Origin of the sequence: Nonlabens tegetincola (assembly GCF_002117085.1) — a bacterium.
Classification (GTDB): domain Bacteria; phylum Bacteroidota; class Bacteroidia; order Flavobacteriales; family Flavobacteriaceae; genus Nonlabens; species Nonlabens tegetincola.
The window spans coordinates 773,273-790,347 of record NZ_CP019342.1 but is presented as its reverse complement, the minus strand read 5'-3'; the positions used below and the strand labels follow the sequence as shown (position 1 = coordinate 790,347).

Below are 17,075 nucleotides of genomic sequence, written 5' to 3'. Positions count from 1 at the left end.
TTAACAAAATGTAAAACTAACCTTCTAACAATAAGCACAATCTTTAAAGCAATCAAGAGGTACGTTCAAGGATTATCTAACATAAAAACATCGAAATGTTAATTTTTTAACATATGTGATTTGTTGATTGTTTTTATTGACAATTATGAACATGTTAACAATTATTAAATAACTACATCTAATTATTTGAAAAGCAAGCGTGATTTATAGATAAAACCTTCCTATTTTTAATCACCCTTAAAATTTTAACCATGAAAAAACTCTTAACCGCAGCGTTAGCTGTATTTATTCTCTACTCTTGTAGTGATGATTTAACCGAAGGCAATAATAGCGACAGCTCCCAACAAAAGGAATTGCTTTCTCCTGAACAAATCAACAAATACGTAGATCAACAACTTCAAGAAACAGGTGATGTGGATTGGACAAACGCTCCTGCCCAAATTCTATGGAGTGCAGCTGTGAATGGAGACATGATGCTTAATATAGGGTATGGAACCGATGATGATTACTTTGCTGAAACCAAAAGCAATGAAATTAACGACCTTAAAAATCAAATCCTAGAAATAGTTGCAGATAAAGAATCCTTAACTGAAAAGGAAGTACTTATTGATGATCATGATTTTTTCTATCAATTGGAAGTATCCGTTACTAGAATTGAAACCATTCAAGCGCTTCAAAATTTACAAGGTATTAGATATATAGATCCTATAGGTTACTCCTATGAAATGGCAGGAGAACAAAAATCGAATAGCGGATGCAACCAAAGTCCTGACAACATCAATACCGCTGATTATTCAAATATAAGTCCAGGTGCAAGAATGCCGTGGAATTTCAATATTCACAACATTGACGATGCTTGGAACTACAGCACAGGATCTGGTGTAACTCTGGCTGTAATTGACACAGGTCTTACTCCAAATAACTATCTAATGAACGCTGGGTTTAATGATGGAGCTTCGACTGGTAGAAATGTACAACGATACGGTAACTTCATAGACTCTTCCTGGTGGTGGAGTAATAATGTAGACGGGCCAAATGATCGTTGTGGACATGGATCTCAAATGGCTAGCGTTGCCGCTGCTCCTAGAAATAATGATAAGTTACCAGTAGGAGTGGCTTATAATTCTAATCTTGTGGTTTACCGCAGTACAGAAGACGTAGTACTTAATGACTACCACGAGCGCAAAGGTGTAAGTGAGGCGTTAAGAACTCTAGGTAACCGTAGTGATGTTAAAATCATATCTATGAGTATAGGTTATGTTTGGAGTATCGGTAATATTAAAGATGCAGTACGATATGCTAATAGTCGTGGGAAATTAATTTTTGCTGCAGGTGGAACTTCAACATCTTTTACCAATTGGTATGGGGTAATTTTTCCTGCTTCTATGAGCGAGACAGTTGCAGTAACTGGTATAAAAGATAACGGCTACAACCGTTGTGATGTATGCCATAGTGGTTCTAAAATTGATTTTACAGTAACCATGCAGCGTGCTAGTAATAGCAATAGAACTGTTCCTGTTTTAGGCTTTAATACAGGTCAACAAAAATACGTAGGCGGTTCAAGTGTAGCGACAGCTACTACAGCAGGAATTGCAGCACTAGTTTGGAGTAAAAACCCATCATGGACAAAAACTCAAGTGCTTAACAAACTCAAACAAAGTGCTCACTTCTACCCTAACCGTAATTCTAGTTATGGTTACGGTAATATTGACGCCTTACAAGCCGTTCAATAGAATCCCTCTTAGAATTAATAAATGAAAACGACTGCTTAAAAGCGGTCGTTTTTTTTATTATCAGACTGTTGATAGTATCTTTACGTCAATTCTAATAACCTGCTATGAAAAGAATTATTTATACTAAAAATGCCCCTGCTCCAATTGGTCCATACAATCAAGCTGTACACTATGTAAACGCTTTTGAAAACACTTTATATACCAGTGGTCAAATTGCGATGGATCCAGAAAGCGGCGAACTTAAAATAGATGATTTAAAAGAAGAAACACATCTTGTAATGAAACATCTAGAAAGCTTATTAGAGCAGGCAGATATGAATTTTGAAGATGTTATTAAAGCAACTATTTTTTTAAGTGATATGCAAAATTTTGCAACCGTAAACGAAGTGTACGGATCGTATTTTGATGACAAAACAGCTCCTGCCAGAGAAACAGTAGAAGTAGCTAACCTTCCTAAATACGTAAACGTAGAAATTTCATTTATCGCAAAGAAAATGCCTTAATCCCATGTTAGAATCCTCAGAACTTATTCTTAATGATGATGGTAGTATTTACCACCTCAATTTATTGCCAGAACAACTAGCTTCTACCATAATTACTGTTGGTGATCCAGAACGTGTAAGTGAAGTTTCCAAACATTTTGATGTAATAGACACTAGAGTAGCAAAAAGAGAATTTCATACTCATACAGGTTTATACCGCAACAAACGCATAAGCGTTATAAGTACAGGAATTGGAACGGATAACATAGACATCGTTTTTAATGAATTGGATGCCTTAGTAAATGTTGATTTTAAAACAAGAAAAATAAAAGAGAAACTTACTTCCTTGGACATCATTCGTGTGGGAACTTCTGGTGCCATACAACCTGATATTCCTGTTGACTCTTTTGTACTTTCTCAACGAGGTATAGGTTTTGACAGTCTGTACCACTGGTATCAAAATGATGGTGGTGATTCCGCTTTCGCGAAAGCGATTTCTCAACAAATACCGCGCAACGACAATCACAGTAATCCTTATGTAATACATTGTAATCCAGATCTAGGGAGAAAATTTCAAACTGTAGAAATGATCAATGGTAATACGGTAACCAATGTAGGATTTTATGGTCCACAAAGTAGAACTATAAGATTGAAACCAGCTTTTGAGGAACTCAACGATCAATTAGCAGGATTTAACCATGACAACCAGCGCATTACAAATCTAGAAATGGAGACCGCTGGAATATATGCCATGGCAAATCTGCTAGGTCATAGAGCAGTTTCATTAAATGCTATACTTGCTAATCGAGCTACAGGTTCTTTTTCTGAACAACCAGCTGCGACCGTTGAAAAACTTATTAGCTTTACACTTAATTGTTTAAGTTAAGTTAACCTAACAATAACAGAATTAAACACAGCTCGTTTTTAAATTTACGAGCTGTATGAAATACGATTTTCCTTACCGACATAGAGATCTTAATTGGTTAAGTTTTAATCACAGAGTGCTCCAAGAAGCAGCCAATGATCACTTACCTGTCTATGAGCGTATTAAATTCATGGCCATTTTCTCATCAAATCTGGATGAGTTCTTTAGAGTACGTATTTCACAATTACGACAACTTAAAAAGGTAAGAAAAAAGTACCGAAAAAAATTAGAGACCAAACCAACCAAACTGGTAAAAGAAATATTGGCCAAAGTCCAAGAGCAACAGCATTTTTTAGGTACTATATTCCACGAAAGTATTAAGCCAGAATTAGAGGATTATGGTATTTTTCTACACGATGAAATTAGTTTAAAAAAAGATCACAAGTTACTGGCAGACAAGTGGTTTAAAGAACATTACGAGGATAATCTAGATATCAGTTACATCAACGCAGGAACACAAAGTAACATTTTTCTAGAAAATCAAAGATTATACTTATTAGTTACATTTAATGATAAAGATAAGTATGGCCTTGTAAAAATACCTAAAGATTCTGGTCGATTTATAACCCTAGTTAAAGATAATCATCACGCACACATTGCGTTTATAGACGATATTATTAAACTTCAATTAGATCGTTTTTTTTCAAACGAAATAACTGGTTATTACAGTATTAAATTAAGTCGTGATGCCGAGCTTTATGTGGAAGATTTTGCCGAAGGAACTCTAGCAGAAAAAATCTACAAGAGTCTAGAACAACGTAATATTGGAGAGCCTACTCGCCTACTTTATGATGATAGCATTCCTGACAAAGTAATTAAGAATGTGCGCAAAAGTCTTGAATTGAGTAAAATTGATCTAGTTAAAGGTGGTACTTATCATAACTTTGATGACTTCTTTGGTTTCCCAAAACCATTCGATAATCCAGATCTTTATCTCGAACCTAAAAAGGAAATAAAACACAAAGAATTTGAAAGCAACGAGGACTATTTTGCTTTAATAGACAAACAGGACCAACTCATTCACACTCCATTCATGAGTTTTGACTATGTCTCTAATCTAGTCAATCAAGCTGCAAATGATAATACAACAGAGTATATTAAAATATCTCTTTATCGAGTTGCCGACGATTCAAAATTAGTGCAAGCTCTTTTAAAAGCTGTTGAGAATGAAATAGAGGTCGTAGTTTTTGTTGAAGCAAAAGCTAGGTTTGATGAAAAAAACAATATTAAATGGGGCCAAATTTTAGAAGAAAAAGGAGCTCGTGTCATATGGAGTTTTCCTAATATTAAAGTTCATAGTAAAGCTTTACTTATTCAAAAACGCATTGATGGTGAAAAGAAGAGATATGCTTACATAGGAACCGGTAATTTTAATTCTAAAACAGCTAAGGTTTACTGCGACCATGGACTTTTTACTTCTCATAAACCTATAACAAAAGATTTATATCAAGTATTTAAAGTTTTGGAAGGTGATTTAATTATTCCTAAACCTAAACACCTATTAGTAAGTCCTTACAATACTCGGCAAACATTTGAAGATCTCATAAGAGCTGAAATTGATGAAGCGCAATTAGGTAAACCAGCTGCTATTTGGGCAAAGATGAATCAATTAGAAGATCCTAGAATCATAGAATTACTGTACAAAGCAAGTCAAGCAGGAGTTACTATTACTTTGTTAGTTAGAGGTTTTAGTTGTTTAATACCAGGTCTCAAAAACTTAAGTGAAAATATAACTTGTTATTCCATTGTAGATACCTATTTGGAACACGGTCGTATTTATAAATTTAATAATGCTGGGAATCCCAAACTATTTATTGGTAGCGCCGATTGGATGACGCGTAATTTAGATCGTAGAATAGAAGTTCTTGTTCCTATTTATGACGAGAGAATTTATGAAGAATTAAACACAATTTTAACCCTTCAATTAAATGACACAGATAAGGCTAGAATTCACGATCAAAGTGAATCTAACAATTTCAGAAAGTCTGAAAAACAAGATGTTGTAAATTCTCAAACAGAAATAAGAGAATACTTAAAAAAACTTCATTCCTAATTTTTCTAAAGTATATTTGTTTCTTCTATGAAGAAGACTACCATACGAATAGGCGGAGTACCAGAACATTTTAATTTACCTTGGCACTTAGCAATAGAGGACAAAGCCTTTGAAAAAGTAGGCTTGGATTTACAATGGCAAGATATTCCTGAAGGAACGGGAAGAATGAGTAAAATGTTGCGAGACGATGAACTAGACGTGGCATGTATACTCACCGATGGTATTGTAAAAGACATAATCGCTGGAAACCCTTCAAAAATTCTTCAAGTTTATGTCCAAACTCCATTATTATGGGGTGTTCATGCTCCTGGTACTATAGAAGCGAATAACACTAGACAGTTGGAGGATGGTAAAATAGCGATAAGTCGTTACGGCAGTGGCTCACACCTTATGAGCTACCTTATGGCCAAAAAACACGGATGGGATACTACTGAGTTAGACTTTGAACTTGTTAATACCTTGGACGGCGCTGTTGAAGCTCTATCTAACAATAAAGCTCAATTATTTTTATGGGAGCGATATATGACCCAACCATTAGTAGATAGAGGCATTTTTAAAAGGTTGGAAACCATAGCAACTCCATGGCCTAGTTTTGTTATTGCAGCAAGAGAAGAAAGTATCAAAGAAAAAGAGGAAGCGTTAAGCAAAATGCTTTATGTGATAAACACATACACTGCCGACTTTAAATTGATTCCAAGTATAGATCGTACTATTGCTGCTCATTACGATTTACAAGTAGGAGATGTTCAACAATGGATGCTACGTACCGAATATAGTGACGATCAACTATGGGATACTACCGTAGATACCATATTAGAAGAATTTACAGCAGTAGGAATTATTGATAAAGAAGTAAAATTGGAAGAGCTTATCAAAGACCTTCCAAAGTATGAACAAGAGATGGAAGATTAATCCATCTATTCTCTTTCAAGCTTAAAACTAGATATTTTCCCATTACCAGCTAGCATTCCCTCATTTTGATTAATCATACTTGCCGTGTAATAACCATCATTAGTAAGTTTTCTCCAAGTAGTTCCTTGATCTCCACTCCACCAAATACCTTGTGAGCCCGTGGCTAGTAGTTCATTTCCTTGCGTATTTGGAACAAACTGTATGTCACTACAATATCCTGGTCCAACACCAGAGGAAAGAAGTTTCCAGCTGCGACCACCGTTTTTAGTTATAGCTTTATTGTATTTGTTATCTTTAGGGTTTTCCCAATCTCCACCTATAATCACACCGGTTTTTTCATCATAAAAATCCATTGCAAATATTCCAGTCATCTGACTTCCGGCAATAATTGGTGTTTGATATTCTTCCCAATTAACTCCTCTGTCATAACTGTACAACACTCTTGCTGCTTTGCCACCAGTAGCAATCCAAACATGGTCATTTAAGATTTTCATATTTGAATTACTCGCTGCAAAACCTGCCTCGCCATCTATATAATCTGGTAATTTAAAGCAATCCAACTGTCCAAAATCTTTACCTCCATTTTCCGTTTTAAGAATGGCTATACAACGATCAAACTCATCCTCACCTTGAGGATCACCCATTATTATACCTTCTTCATCATCCCAAAACTTCATACTATCATAAAAAACATCGTCACCAGATTGTGATAGAAGAAGTTCAATATTATCATTTGCATGTGTTATTCTATATAACAACGCTGGACTACCAGCACTTAAAATGTAGGTATATTGATTAGTAACAGCTATAGATCTAAATTGAACATCTAACGAATCATTGACCTTGATTATACCTTTATCGATGCTTAAGTCTTTAGGGTCGATGGAACCGTAGTTACCTTTACTTCCACCATACCAGTACTTACCATCACCGTATTCTAGTGCCCTTATGCTTATAGAATCTGTTACCAAGTTATTAATTTCGATTGTTGTGACAGCTCCAATTGAATTCTCGCTTGTAATAGAGTTCTCATCTTTAATATTCTGTTTGCAGCCTAACAGCGACACAATAAAAATTAAGGTGATGATGGTTGAAAAATATTTCATTTTATAGATATAATAGGTTGTGTGAGTAAAAATAAGTTAAGACAAGCTAATTTGAATAAGGATAATAGTAATTTTGCAAAATGAGATTTCACCACAACCTAGTAGTTGCAACTACTCAAGCGTTACATAATATTTTTAATGATGGCAAGTATGCAGATCAAGCCATACAAAAAATTTTAAAGAAAGATACTCGATGGGGTTCCAGGGATCGTGCATTCATAGCAGAAACTACATATGACATAGTACGATACAAACGATTATATAGTGCTATAGCAGACGTTCAAGAACCTTTTAAGCCTCAAGATTTGTGGAGACTTACAAGTGTTTGGATTATTTTAAAGGGACATGATTTACCTGCTTGGGAAGAATACTATAATACACCCGTAAGAAGAATTAAAGGTCGTTTTGATGAATTAAGAAAAAAAAGAGTGATGCGTGAATCTATTCCCAACTGGATGGATGAGCTTGCTCTTAATCAATTAGAAGAGTCCTTTTGGGAAAAAGAACTGCACGCGCTTAATGAGCAAGCAAACGTTGTATTAAGAGTCAATGAATTAAAGACTGATATCAACACCTTAAAAGAAAAATTAGTTGCTCGCGACATCGCTACTGATATTTCACCAGAATTCCCTAATGCTTTAGTTTTAAGGGAAAGAGCTAATGTTTTTAGTCTTCCAGAATTTCAAGATGGCCTATTTGAAGTCCAAGATGCAGGTAGTCAAAAAATAGCACCATTTTTACAGGTAGAACCAGGAATGAGAATTCTAGATGCTTGCGCTGGTGCTGGTGGAAAAACATTACATCTTGCTGCGCTCACACAAAATAAAGGTCAAATAATTGCGACTGATATTTATTCTAGTAAGTTAAAAGAATTGAAACGCAGAGCACGTAGAGCTGGAGCACATAACATAGAGACCCGATTAATCGATACGACTAAAGTGATAAAAAAACTTCACGGAAAAATGGATCGTATACTTATTGATGCTCCATGTAGTGGATTAGGTGTTTTACGTCGTAATCCAGATGCAAAATGGAAACTTGAACCTCAATTTTTAGATACTATTCAAAATACTCAACAAGAAATTTTACAATCTTACTCTAAAGTGCTTAAATCAGGTGGAAAGCTGGTTTACGCAACTTGCTCTATATTACCTTCAGAAAATCAGGATCAAGTAAAAACATTTCTAGAATCAGAAATTGGTAAAGAATTTGAACTTGAAGAAGAAAAAAGCCTATTCGCACACCTTGATGGTTTTGACGGATTTTACATGGCAAGACTTAGTAAAAAATAATATGAGAACAATTTTATTCTATATAGTTATTGGATGTTTCGCTTTCGCGAAAGCGCAACCACCAGCAAACTACTACAACAGTGCCAATGGGCTCACAGGATATGCATTAAAAACCGAATTGAGCAACATTATTTCCAATGGTTATAATAACCAAGGATATGGCGCATTACATACTTTATATCTTACATCTGACAATGATGAATACTACGATAACGGGACGCAAACCGGTACCATATTAGATATGTATTCTGAAAACCCTACCGGTGCAGATCCATATAATTTTAATGGAAATACAAATGAGCGATGTGGTAATTACAGTCAGGAAGGAGACTGTTATAATCGCGAGCACCTGTTTCCTCAAGGATTTTTCAACCAAAGAGAGCCTATGCGCAGTGATGCTCACCATGTAATACCGACTGACGGTTTTGTAAATGGAGGTCGTGGCAGCTTACCCTTTGGAGAGGTTGACAGCTCTAGTGGCGGCGTTACTACCTACAGAAATGGTTCTCGTAAAGGCCCTAGTGCTACATCAGGATTCACTGGGACAGTGTTTGAACCGATTGATGAATTTAAGGGTGATATTGCTCGCTCTTTATTTTATTTTGCCACTCGTTATGAAGCTCAATACAACGATACGAGTTGGGATAGTCCAAATGCTACAAATGACCCTAGAGATGGTTCTCAAAATCAATATTTTGAACAGTGGTTTGTAGATTTACTTTTAGACTGGCATAATGCCGATCCAGTAAGTCAAAAGGAAATAGATCGTAATAACGATGTTTATTTACATCAAAATAATCGAAATCCCTATATCGACAATCCATCGTGGGTAACAGATATTTGGACATCAAGCAACGCTCCATCTGGAAGGTTATTTGTTACTCTTGAAGATACTTATGTAGACACGAATAACAACGCTACAATCGATGCTGGTGATCGCATAGAATATGACTACACCTATAACAATATAGGCCAATCGATTTTATATAACCTAAGCTCTACCCCTATTGTTGGGACTTTTGAAAACACAGTTACGCCAGTATCTAGTTTAAATCCTGGGCAATCGATTACTAACCCGTTTGGAAAACTTGTGGTAGTTTTAACGAACAATCTAATCAATTCTTCTCCAAATTGCGAACTTGAAAATTACCTTACAACCACTGCAGATTTCAATTCGACTGGGACAAATGGAGGATTATCCAAATTAAGTGATGACCCAGATAATTTTGCTAATATTGATACTGATGGAGATAATTTACCCGATGATCGTAATAGAACGACAGTATGTACTTCAACAGGAGTGGTATTTAATACATTATTTATCAGTGAATACATAGAAGGATCTGGGAACAATAAGGCAATTGAATTATCTAATTGGACTGGTGCTCCTGTTGATTTAAACGGGTATACACTTGCTCGTGATGCGAATGGCGGTGGTAACTGGTCTGGTACGGTAACACTATCAGGAACTGTTGCTGATCAAGATGTTTGGGTAATTGCTCGTGGTAATGCTTCCAGTACGATTGTCAATGCTGCAGATCAACTGGTTAGTAGCGGTAGTGCTCTAGACTTTAACGGCAACGATCCTGTAGGACTGTTTTTAAATGGCAATCTTATTGATATTGTAGGAACATTTGGATCTGGAAGTAATGATTTTGCCAAAGATGAAACCCTGGTTCGTAAATCTAATGTTCAAGCACCTTTGATTCCTTTTAATAAAAATCGTGATTGGGATGTCTTTCCTACAGATGATACTAATGATCTAGGAATGCATGATGCAGTAACGTTGTCAATAAATGCTTCAGAAATAGGCGATGTAATACTATATCCTAATCCTTCAACAAATGGTACATTCACAATTGATAACTTTAAGTCAGATATGAACTATGTTGTTTTTGACATGACTGGTCGCATCGTTTTAAATGGAAAAGAAAACAATTTCACAATTGAAAATCCAGGACTGTATTTAATACAGATTAAGCTAAACGATAAATCTGTAACTAAGAAAATTATCGTTCGATAATAACGCATAAAAGTATTTCATAAAAAAGCCTGCTATAAATAGCAGGCTTTTTTTAGTTTAAGTATCAAGTTAGATACGTTTCATTTGTTGCTTCATCATTCTTATCTGATCGGTCAACATATTATGTTTGTCCAATTTTTTAGCTTCAGTCAACAGCATTTGGGCTTCTCTTTTACGTCTCTTACTCATTGCTATACCAGCAAGGTTAAGTTTTGCCATGGCAAGATCTTGATCCATGCTCAACCCTAGTTTAATGGCTTTTTTGAAATACTTCTCTGCCTTGGTCATATTGGTTTGAGAAATCATTAATCCATTCAAATAGTTATAATAACCTTGTTGTTTAGTGACTAGTGCTGCTTCTGGATTTTTAATTTTATCCAACCATTTTTGTGCCCCTTCAAAGTCTTGTTTTCTTAATCTAAGAAAAGCAAGAACAATTATTTCATTTTTGAAATAAAGTAAAACAAACATTCCGGCAAGTAATAGAAGACTAATACCAGAAAGAATTTCGTTTCTTGTAAAGAGATAAACCGCCCAAGCTACAACAGCAGCAGCTAGAACAAGCTTTATATTTTTATTGAACATACTTCTTTTTTTACACGGGCAAAGATACTGGTAATTTGAAGTAACTTACAACTTGTAGAAGGACTTAAAACTTCTCTGGCTCAATTGCGGTTATATTAATAAGGTAGCGTACAACTTTCCCTTTATCATACACTTTACCAAATTTAAGAACGGCGGTCCCTAAATCACATTTGTAAGTATAGTAATATGGCAAGGCGACAATTTTTTCTTTGGTATTAGGAAAACTTACTGTACTATCGACCACCTTTTTTAATCTATCACCTCCAAAAAGACTAAATTTTTCAACGTATTTAGAAAAATTATTATCATCAGTAGTTATATAGTTTAAATAACGTTGTGGCTGTATAATAAAAACATCAGTTTTATAAAAATTATCTGAATTTGCTTCTAGATGATAATTATTAAAATTAAAAGTGGTTTCAGTTTGAGTCAAACAAAACATGTGTGCCTGAATTTCTGACACATGGTAATTCTTAATATCTAAGAAATCAAGAAATTGTTTACTAGTAAACAATTCGACGGGACGATCAATTTTGCATTCTTCTTGTGATACTACCGAATTCATCCCTAGTAGTAGTGCCACAAGGCATACAATAAATTTCATTTTCAATTGGTTTAGCAGTCAAATATAGCATTAGTTAAATATAACTACTAATTTTATTTTTGTATTTCCTTGAATAGTAGGTATATTAATAAAAAAGAAGTATTTTTGCACTCCCAAAGCGAGAATATGGAAACCGCTTGGAAATCAATAATTTAAAAACAACCCTTCTAGAAATTGTTTCTATAATGTTTCCAGCAAGTCTAGAATACAAATTTTTAATCAGCAAATATGGCTGAAGAAACAACAAAACAAGAGCTTGAAGCTGCAAAAGACGGTGTAACGGATACACAGGTTCAGGAACGTGTGGAAAAAGTAACTACTTCTCCACAACAAGAAAACCCACAAGATTTCCTAGATAACTTTGACTGGGAACGTTACAGTGAAGGAATTGAAAAAGTTGATGAAGAGCAACTTAAAAAGTTCGAAAAGCTTGTAGCTGAAAACTTTGTGGATACTATTGATAATGATGTTATCGAAGGAACTGTAATCAAAATTACTGATCGTGACGCTATCATCGATATCAATGCAAAGTCTGAAGGTGCTATCTCTTTAAACGAATTCCGTTATAATCCACACCTAAAAGAAGGTGATAAAGTAGAAGTACTTGTAGACGTAAGAGAAGATGCTACTGGACAGTTAGTATTATCTCACCGTAAAGCAAGATTAATCAAGGCATGGGAACGTGTAAATGCAGCTCATGATACTGGTGAAATCGTAAATGGTTATGTTAAGTGTCGTACTAAAGGTGGTATGATTGTAGACGTATTTGGTATTGAGGCTTTCCTTCCTGGATCTCAAATCGATGTTAAACCTATCCGTGATTATGACCAGTATGTAGATAAAACTATGGAATTCAAAGTGGTTAAAATCAACCATGAATTCAAAAACGTAGTAGTTTCTCACAAAGCTCTTATCGAAGCTGATATCGAAGAGCAGAAGAAAGAAATCATTTCTCGCCTAGAAAAAGGTCAAGTATTAGAAGGTGTTGTGAAAAACATTACTTCTTACGGTGTATTTGTTGACCTAGGTGGTGTTGATGGATTAATTCACATTACTGACCTTTCTTGGTCAAGAATTAATCACCCACAAGAGGTTGTTGAATTAGATCAAACTTTAAATGTTGTAATCTTAGACTTTGATGAAGATAAGTCAAGAATCCAATTAGGTCTTAAGCAACTTGAAGCTCATCCATGGGATGCTCTTTCTGAGAAAATCAAGCCAGGTGATAAAGTAAAAGGTAAAGTTGTTGTAATCGCTGATTACGGTGCTTTTGTAGAGATTGAGGAAGGTGTTGAAGGTCTTGTACACGTGTCTGAAATGTCATGGTCTACTCACTTAAGAAGTGCTAACGACTTTGTTAAAGTAGGTGATGAAATCGAAGCAGAAGTTCTTACAATTGATAGAGAAGATCGTAAGATGTCTCTAGGAATGAAGCAACTTTCTCAAGATCCATGGACTGATATTACTTCTAAATACCCAGTAGGTTCACGTCACACTGGAACTGTAAGAAACTTTACAAACTTTGGTGTATTTGTAGAACTTGAAGAAGGTGTTGATGGATTAATTTACATCTCTGACCTTTCTTGGACTAAGAAAATCAAACACCCAAGTGAATTCTGTTCAGTTGGTGATAAACTAGATGTTGTAGTATTAGAACTTGATGTTGATGGACGTAAACTTTCACTAGGACACAAGCAAACTAAAGATAATCCATGGGATAAATATGCTACTGAATTTGCAGTAGGAACTACTCATGAATTAACTATTGACGAAGTATTAGATAAAGGAGCTGTTGTAAATGTAAATGATGACATCAGCGTATTTATTCCTTCTCGTCACCTAGAAAAAGAAGATGGAAGTCGTCTTAAGAAAGGTGAAACTGCTGATATCCAAATCATCGAATTCAACAAAGAATTCAAGCGTGTAGTTGGATCTCACATGGTAATCCATAAAGAAGAAGAAGCTAAAATAGTTAAGCAAGCTGCTGCTAAATCTCAAGAGGAAAACAAACCTACTTTAGGTGATGCAAATGCTAAACTACAAGCTCTTAAAGACAGAATGGAAGGTAAATCTTAAGCCTTCTCTATTCTAAATAGTTTAGAAAACCCTTACTTAAATTAAGTAAGGGTTTTTTATTTATTTAAAAATCACATTATACTAGTGAACACATCATACGTTCTACTACTTAACAAGCGCTTTTAAGTTTCATTCTTGCGTTTCTACATTATTAAAATACTTATCTTTGTCACTAGCAAGTAACCTCAATGAGTCAAAAATTACTTCTAGACGCGACGGCATTAAATATCACCTTACATAGGTTAGCCTGTCAATTAATTGAAAATCACGGAGATTTTAAACAAACTGTTCTTATTGGCATTCAACCTCGAGGAACATTTTTATTAAATCGATTGACACAATTACTTCAAGATCATTATGAAATATCCGATTTATTATCGGGTAAATTAGACATCACATTCTATAGAGATGATTTTAGAAGAAGTAATGAACCACTTAAAGCAAACTCCACCGAAATTAATTTTCTAATAGAAGATAAAAAGGTGGTGCTTATTGATGACGTACTTTATACAGGACGCAGCATACGATCAGCACTTACCGCTCTTCAATCCTTTGGAAGACCCGAACATATTGAATTGTTAACATTGATAGATCGTAGGTTCTCTAGGCATCTACCTATACAACCTGACTATAAAGGCAGACAAGTTGATGCTATTGACAATCAAAAAGTAAAAGTACATTGGAAGGAAAATGCTGGTGAAGACGCCGTTTACTTACTTAAAACAAAGAAAATTAATGAGTGAATTAAGTGTAGATCATGTTTTGGGTATCAAATATCTTACACCACAAGATATTCAATTAATTCATCAAACTGCCGATCAGTTTAAAGAAGTAATAAATAGACCTATTAAAAAGGTTCCATCACTTAGAGATATTACAGTTGCCAATCTTTTCTTTGAAAATTCAACCAGAACAAAACTTTCTTTTGAACTTGCCGAAAAACGATTAAGCGCCGACGTAATTAACTTCAGTGCTGCCCAAAGTTCTGTAAAAAAAGGGGAAACTTTAATAGACACCGTCAACAACATTCTAGCTATGAAGGTGGACGTTGTAGTAATGCGTCATCCGAATCCAGGCGCAGGTGTGTTCCTTTCAAATCATATAAATGCCAGAATAGTAAATGCTGGAGATGGTGCGCATGAGCATCCTACACAAGCTTTATTAGACAGTTATTCTATTAGAGAAAAATTAGGTGATATATCAGGGAAAAAAGTAGTCATTGTTGGTGATATTTTACACAGTCGTGTAGCCTTATCTAACATCTTTTGCCTACAAAAATTAGGTGCCGAGGTCATGGTTTGTGGCCCTGCAACGCTTATACCTAAGCATATAGAAAAACTAGGTGTTAAGGTAGAGCTAGATTTACGTAAAGCTCTTCAATGGTGTGATGTAGCAAACATGTTGAGAGTTCAAAATGAGCGCATGGATATTTCCTACTTTCCTAGCGTGAGAGAATACACCCAACAATACGGTGTAAATATGGAATTGCTTCAATCGTTAGACAAAGAAATAACAATCATGCACCCTGGACCGATTAATCGAGGTGTTGAAATTACTAGTGAAGTGGCAGATAGTGATCAAGCTATTATTCTGAATCAAGTAGAAAATGGTGTTGCAGTAAGAATGGCCGTTTTATACTTAGTAGCAAGCAAAATAAAGAGAAATTAAATGAAAAGCTCATCGCACGACAACTTTGTCCTTTTAAAGGATGAACATAATGATATTGTTGAATTTGCAGAATTTTTACCTACAATCTGGCAACAGTTTTCAAGTAAAAATGTTATAGTTGATTTATCCGAATATGATCAAGCTACATTAAACCAGCTTCTACATTTTCTAGAATTAAGTAATAAACACCGTGCTACAAAACAGTCTTTTGTTATTATCAACAAAGCACTTTCTATAGATCAAATTCCTGAAGAACTTATGGTTGTCCCTACCCTTCAAGAAGCGCAGGACATCATAGAAATGGAAGAAATAGAAAGAGACCTAGGATTCTAGATCTCTTTTTTATTACTCTTCGGTGTTGTAAAAAAACTGCTCTCGCCATATTTTTCCATCCTTCACTTGATAAACTCCAATCTCGGTCATTTGAGATCTTTGTCCGCTAGGCTTGTGTGTAGTATCCATCCAAAAGGTAACCGCAAAATGATTGTCGGCAACAATAGGATCACTTACCTTATTCCCATGGACTTCAAAATTTTCACGCCACCACTCTCCTTTCTTAGATAATCCTTCAAAACCATGAACTTCTTTCATAGGTTCTGCCATTTCGACGCTTGTAATTTCAGGACTATACAAATTTTCATAGCATTTTGTTTCCTCACCATTTCGGCACCATTCGACTAATTGGTCAGCCACTTGTTTAGTTGTCATAATGTTATTGGTTTTTGTTTAGGTTTAAAGATAATTAAAACCAATAGGTAAAACAATGATCATTAGTTATCAAATAGTTATGATTTAATTATGATTTTTTAGTAAGTTATTATGCTTTCGCGAAAGCGTACTATCAACAATCAATCCGTGAAGAACTTATATTCTAAATATGTAAGATCTTCTTGAATAAATCGAGTAAAACTAGCAACTTTGTATTATGAATGTTTCTAAAGATAAAACTACCTTAGGTTTACAGTTACCTACTGATCCTAGATGGGCCAACTTGGCTAAATTTAGTTTACAAGATATTCTTACTGATCACGCTTTTTGTGAACAAAAGGCTGCCAGCACCATTATTTCTATCATACAAATGCACAGTGATAAAGAGGAAATTGTTGAAGCCTTATCACCTGTGGTAAGTGAGGAATGGGGACATTTTAGGATGGTTCTTAGTAAATTAAAAGAACGTGGTTTAAAATTAGGAATCCAGCGACCTGACGAGTATGTAAAAAAACTAATGAAAGGCAAGCCCAAAGGACAAGGTCGTGATCAACTGTTTTTAGATCAATTATTAATATGCGCCTTGATAGAAGCTCGCAGCTGTGAACGTTTTAAACAATTGTGGCAAAATTTAAACGATGCCGATTTACAAGATTTCTATTATACCTTTATGGTTGCTGAGGCGCAACACTACAAGCTTTTCCTTAAACTTGCGAGAACGTATTTTAAGGAAGAAATAGTTAAAGAAAGATGGCAGTACTGGTTAGATTATGAAGCTAGTTTTATTCCTCACCTAGAAGTAAGAGGTGATAGAATGCATTAATTGTTTCTTGAAATTTCAGATCAATTGCTATTTGAATAAAAGGAAAAGCATAACGATAACGTCTTTAAATTCTTACTATATTTAA

Annotated in this window: 16 protein-coding genes; 12 read left to right on the top strand and 4 right to left on the bottom strand. The window is 35.0% G+C overall.

The annotated features are described in order from the left end of the window. Nucleotides 1-251 precede the first annotated feature (251 nt). From BST91_RS03815 to BST91_RS03795, 5 genes are all read left to right on the top strand, one after another. Nucleotides 252-1,733 (top strand): S8 family peptidase, encoded by a 1,482-nt coding sequence (locus BST91_RS03815; RefSeq protein WP_085774519.1) that lies wholly within the window; start codon nt 252-254, stop codon nt 1,731-1,733. 104 nt (nt 1,734-1,837) lie between these two features. Next, nucleotides 1,838-2,236, top strand: coding sequence for a Rid family detoxifying hydrolase (locus tag BST91_RS03810; RefSeq protein WP_085774518.1), 399 nt, complete (start codon nt 1,838-1,840; stop codon nt 2,234-2,236). A gap of 4 nt (nt 2,237-2,240) precedes the next feature. Continuing rightward, complete coding sequence (locus BST91_RS03805) at nt 2,241-3,101, top strand: nucleoside phosphorylase (protein WP_085774517.1); 861 nt, start codon at nt 2,241-2,243, stop codon at nt 3,099-3,101. Between the two features lie 55 nt (nt 3,102-3,156). Then, entirely contained in the window at nt 3,157-5,193 is a 2,037-nt protein-coding gene (ppk1, locus tag BST91_RS03800) for a polyphosphate kinase 1 (protein ID WP_085774516.1), read from the top strand. Nucleotides 5,194-5,220: 27 nt separating this feature from the next. Beyond that, nucleotides 5,221-6,105, top strand: coding sequence for a substrate-binding domain-containing protein (locus BST91_RS03795; protein ID WP_085774515.1), 885 nt, complete (start codon nt 5,221-5,223; stop codon nt 6,103-6,105). 5 nt (nt 6,106-6,110) lie between these two features. On the opposite strand, the gene BST91_RS03790 is transcribed toward BST91_RS03795, so the two are convergent. Then, the gene (locus BST91_RS03790) at nt 6,111-7,211 is read right to left on the bottom strand and encodes a WD40/YVTN/BNR-like repeat-containing protein (protein WP_085774514.1); all 1,101 of its coding nucleotides are present in this window, start codon (nt 7,209-7,211) and stop codon (nt 6,111-6,113) included. Nucleotides 7,212-7,291: 80 nt separating this feature from the next. Here BST91_RS03790 and BST91_RS03785 point away from each other — a divergent pair, with 80 nt between their 5' ends. Together BST91_RS03785 and BST91_RS13440 are read left to right on the top strand one after the other, a co-directional pair. Then, nucleotides 7,292-8,503 carry an RsmB/NOP family class I SAM-dependent RNA methyltransferase gene (locus tag BST91_RS03785; RefSeq protein ID WP_085774513.1) on the top strand — a complete coding sequence of 404 codons (1,212 nt, stop codon included), beginning with the start codon at nt 7,292-7,294 and terminating at the stop codon, nt 8,501-8,503. A gap of 1 nt (nt 8,504) precedes the next feature. Beyond that, entirely contained in the window at nt 8,505-10,526 is a 2,022-nt protein-coding gene (locus tag BST91_RS13440; protein ID WP_085774512.1) for an endonuclease, read from the top strand. A 69-nt stretch (nt 10,527-10,595) separates the two neighbouring features. Here the strand turns inward: BST91_RS13440 and BST91_RS03775 are convergent, their stop codons facing one another. Both BST91_RS03775 and BST91_RS03770 read right to left on the bottom strand, forming a co-directional pair. Further along, complete coding sequence (locus BST91_RS03775) at nt 10,596-11,111, bottom strand: hypothetical protein (RefSeq protein WP_042278536.1); 516 nt, start codon at nt 11,109-11,111, stop codon at nt 10,596-10,598. A gap of 64 nt (nt 11,112-11,175) precedes the next feature. Next, on the bottom strand, nt 11,176-11,715 hold the full coding sequence (locus BST91_RS03770) for a hypothetical protein (RefSeq protein ID WP_042278535.1): 540 nt from the start codon (nt 11,713-11,715) through the stop codon (nt 11,176-11,178). A 228-nt stretch (nt 11,716-11,943) separates the two neighbouring features. Between BST91_RS03770 and rpsA the strand changes: the two genes are divergently transcribed. The 4 genes from rpsA to BST91_RS03750 all read left to right on the top strand — a co-directional run bounded on the left by rpsA (nt 11,944) and on the right by BST91_RS03750 (nt 15,792). Next, nucleotides 11,944-13,791 (top strand): 30S ribosomal protein S1, encoded by a 1,848-nt coding sequence (rpsA, locus tag BST91_RS03765; RefSeq protein ID WP_042278534.1) that lies wholly within the window; start codon nt 11,944-11,946, stop codon nt 13,789-13,791. Between the two features lie 188 nt (nt 13,792-13,979). Then, a complete protein-coding gene (gene pyrR / locus BST91_RS03760) occupies nt 13,980-14,534 on the top strand; it encodes a bifunctional pyr operon transcriptional regulator/uracil phosphoribosyltransferase PyrR (RefSeq protein WP_085774511.1) in 555 nt (184 codons plus the stop codon). Continuing rightward, nucleotides 14,527-15,459 carry an aspartate carbamoyltransferase catalytic subunit gene (locus BST91_RS03755; RefSeq protein WP_085774510.1) on the top strand — a complete coding sequence of 311 codons (933 nt, stop codon included), beginning with the start codon at nt 14,527-14,529 and terminating at the stop codon, nt 15,457-15,459. Before pyrR ends, BST91_RS03755 begins: the two co-directional genes overlap by 8 nt. After that, on the top strand, nt 15,460-15,792 hold the full coding sequence (locus BST91_RS03750) for a ribonuclease Z (RefSeq protein ID WP_085774509.1): 333 nt from the start codon (nt 15,460-15,462) through the stop codon (nt 15,790-15,792). Between the two features lie 12 nt (nt 15,793-15,804). Here BST91_RS03750 and BST91_RS03745 read toward each other — a convergent pair whose 3' ends face one another. After that, complete coding sequence (locus BST91_RS03745; RefSeq protein WP_042278530.1) at nt 15,805-16,167, bottom strand: nuclear transport factor 2 family protein; 363 nt, start codon at nt 16,165-16,167, stop codon at nt 15,805-15,807. Between the two features lie 217 nt (nt 16,168-16,384). Between BST91_RS03745 and miaE the strand changes: the two genes are divergently transcribed. Then, nucleotides 16,385-16,990: a tRNA-(ms[2]io[6]A)-hydroxylase gene (gene miaE / locus BST91_RS03740; protein WP_085774508.1), complete on the top strand. Its 606-nt coding sequence runs from the start codon at nt 16,385-16,387 to the stop codon at nt 16,988-16,990. Nucleotides 16,991-17,075: the final 85 nt, after the last annotated feature.

Excerpts from the sequence above, each read along its gene's own strand:
- BST91_RS03775 (WP_042278536.1), bottom strand. The coding sequence starts at position 11,111 with ATGTTCAATAAAAATATAAAGCTTGTTCTAGCTGCTGCTGTTGTAGCT.
- BST91_RS03755 (WP_085774510.1), top strand. The coding sequence starts at position 14,527 with ATGAGTGAATTAAGTGTAGATCATGTTTTGGGTATCAAATATCTTACA.
- BST91_RS03790 (WP_085774514.1), bottom strand. The coding sequence starts at position 7,211 with ATGAAATATTTTTCAACCATCATCACCTTAATTTTTATTGTGTCGCTG.
- BST91_RS03745 (WP_042278530.1), bottom strand. The coding sequence starts at position 16,167 with ATGACAACTAAACAAGTGGCTGACCAATTAGTCGAATGGTGCCGAAAT.
- BST91_RS03785 (WP_085774513.1), top strand. The coding sequence starts at position 7,292 with ATGAGATTTCACCACAACCTAGTAGTTGCAACTACTCAAGCGTTACAT.
- BST91_RS13440 (WP_085774512.1), top strand. The coding sequence starts at position 8,505 with ATGAGAACAATTTTATTCTATATAGTTATTGGATGTTTCGCTTTCGCG.
- BST91_RS03795 (WP_085774515.1), top strand. The coding sequence starts at position 5,221 with ATGAAGAAGACTACCATACGAATAGGCGGAGTACCAGAACATTTTAAT.
- BST91_RS03810 (WP_085774518.1), top strand. The coding sequence starts at position 1,838 with ATGAAAAGAATTATTTATACTAAAAATGCCCCTGCTCCAATTGGTCCA.
- pyrR (WP_085774511.1), top strand. The coding sequence starts at position 13,980 with ATGAGTCAAAAATTACTTCTAGACGCGACGGCATTAAATATCACCTTA.
- rpsA (WP_042278534.1), top strand. The coding sequence starts at position 11,944 with ATGGCTGAAGAAACAACAAAACAAGAGCTTGAAGCTGCAAAAGACGGT.
- BST91_RS03770 (WP_042278535.1), bottom strand. The coding sequence starts at position 11,715 with ATGAAATTTATTGTATGCCTTGTGGCACTACTACTAGGGATGAATTCG.
- BST91_RS03805 (WP_085774517.1), top strand. The coding sequence starts at position 2,241 with ATGTTAGAATCCTCAGAACTTATTCTTAATGATGATGGTAGTATTTAC.
- ppk1 (WP_085774516.1), top strand. The coding sequence starts at position 3,157 with ATGAAATACGATTTTCCTTACCGACATAGAGATCTTAATTGGTTAAGT.
- BST91_RS03815 (WP_085774519.1), top strand. The coding sequence starts at position 252 with ATGAAAAAACTCTTAACCGCAGCGTTAGCTGTATTTATTCTCTACTCT.
- BST91_RS03750 (WP_085774509.1), top strand. The coding sequence starts at position 15,460 with ATGAAAAGCTCATCGCACGACAACTTTGTCCTTTTAAAGGATGAACAT.
- miaE (WP_085774508.1), top strand. The coding sequence starts at position 16,385 with ATGAATGTTTCTAAAGATAAAACTACCTTAGGTTTACAGTTACCTACT.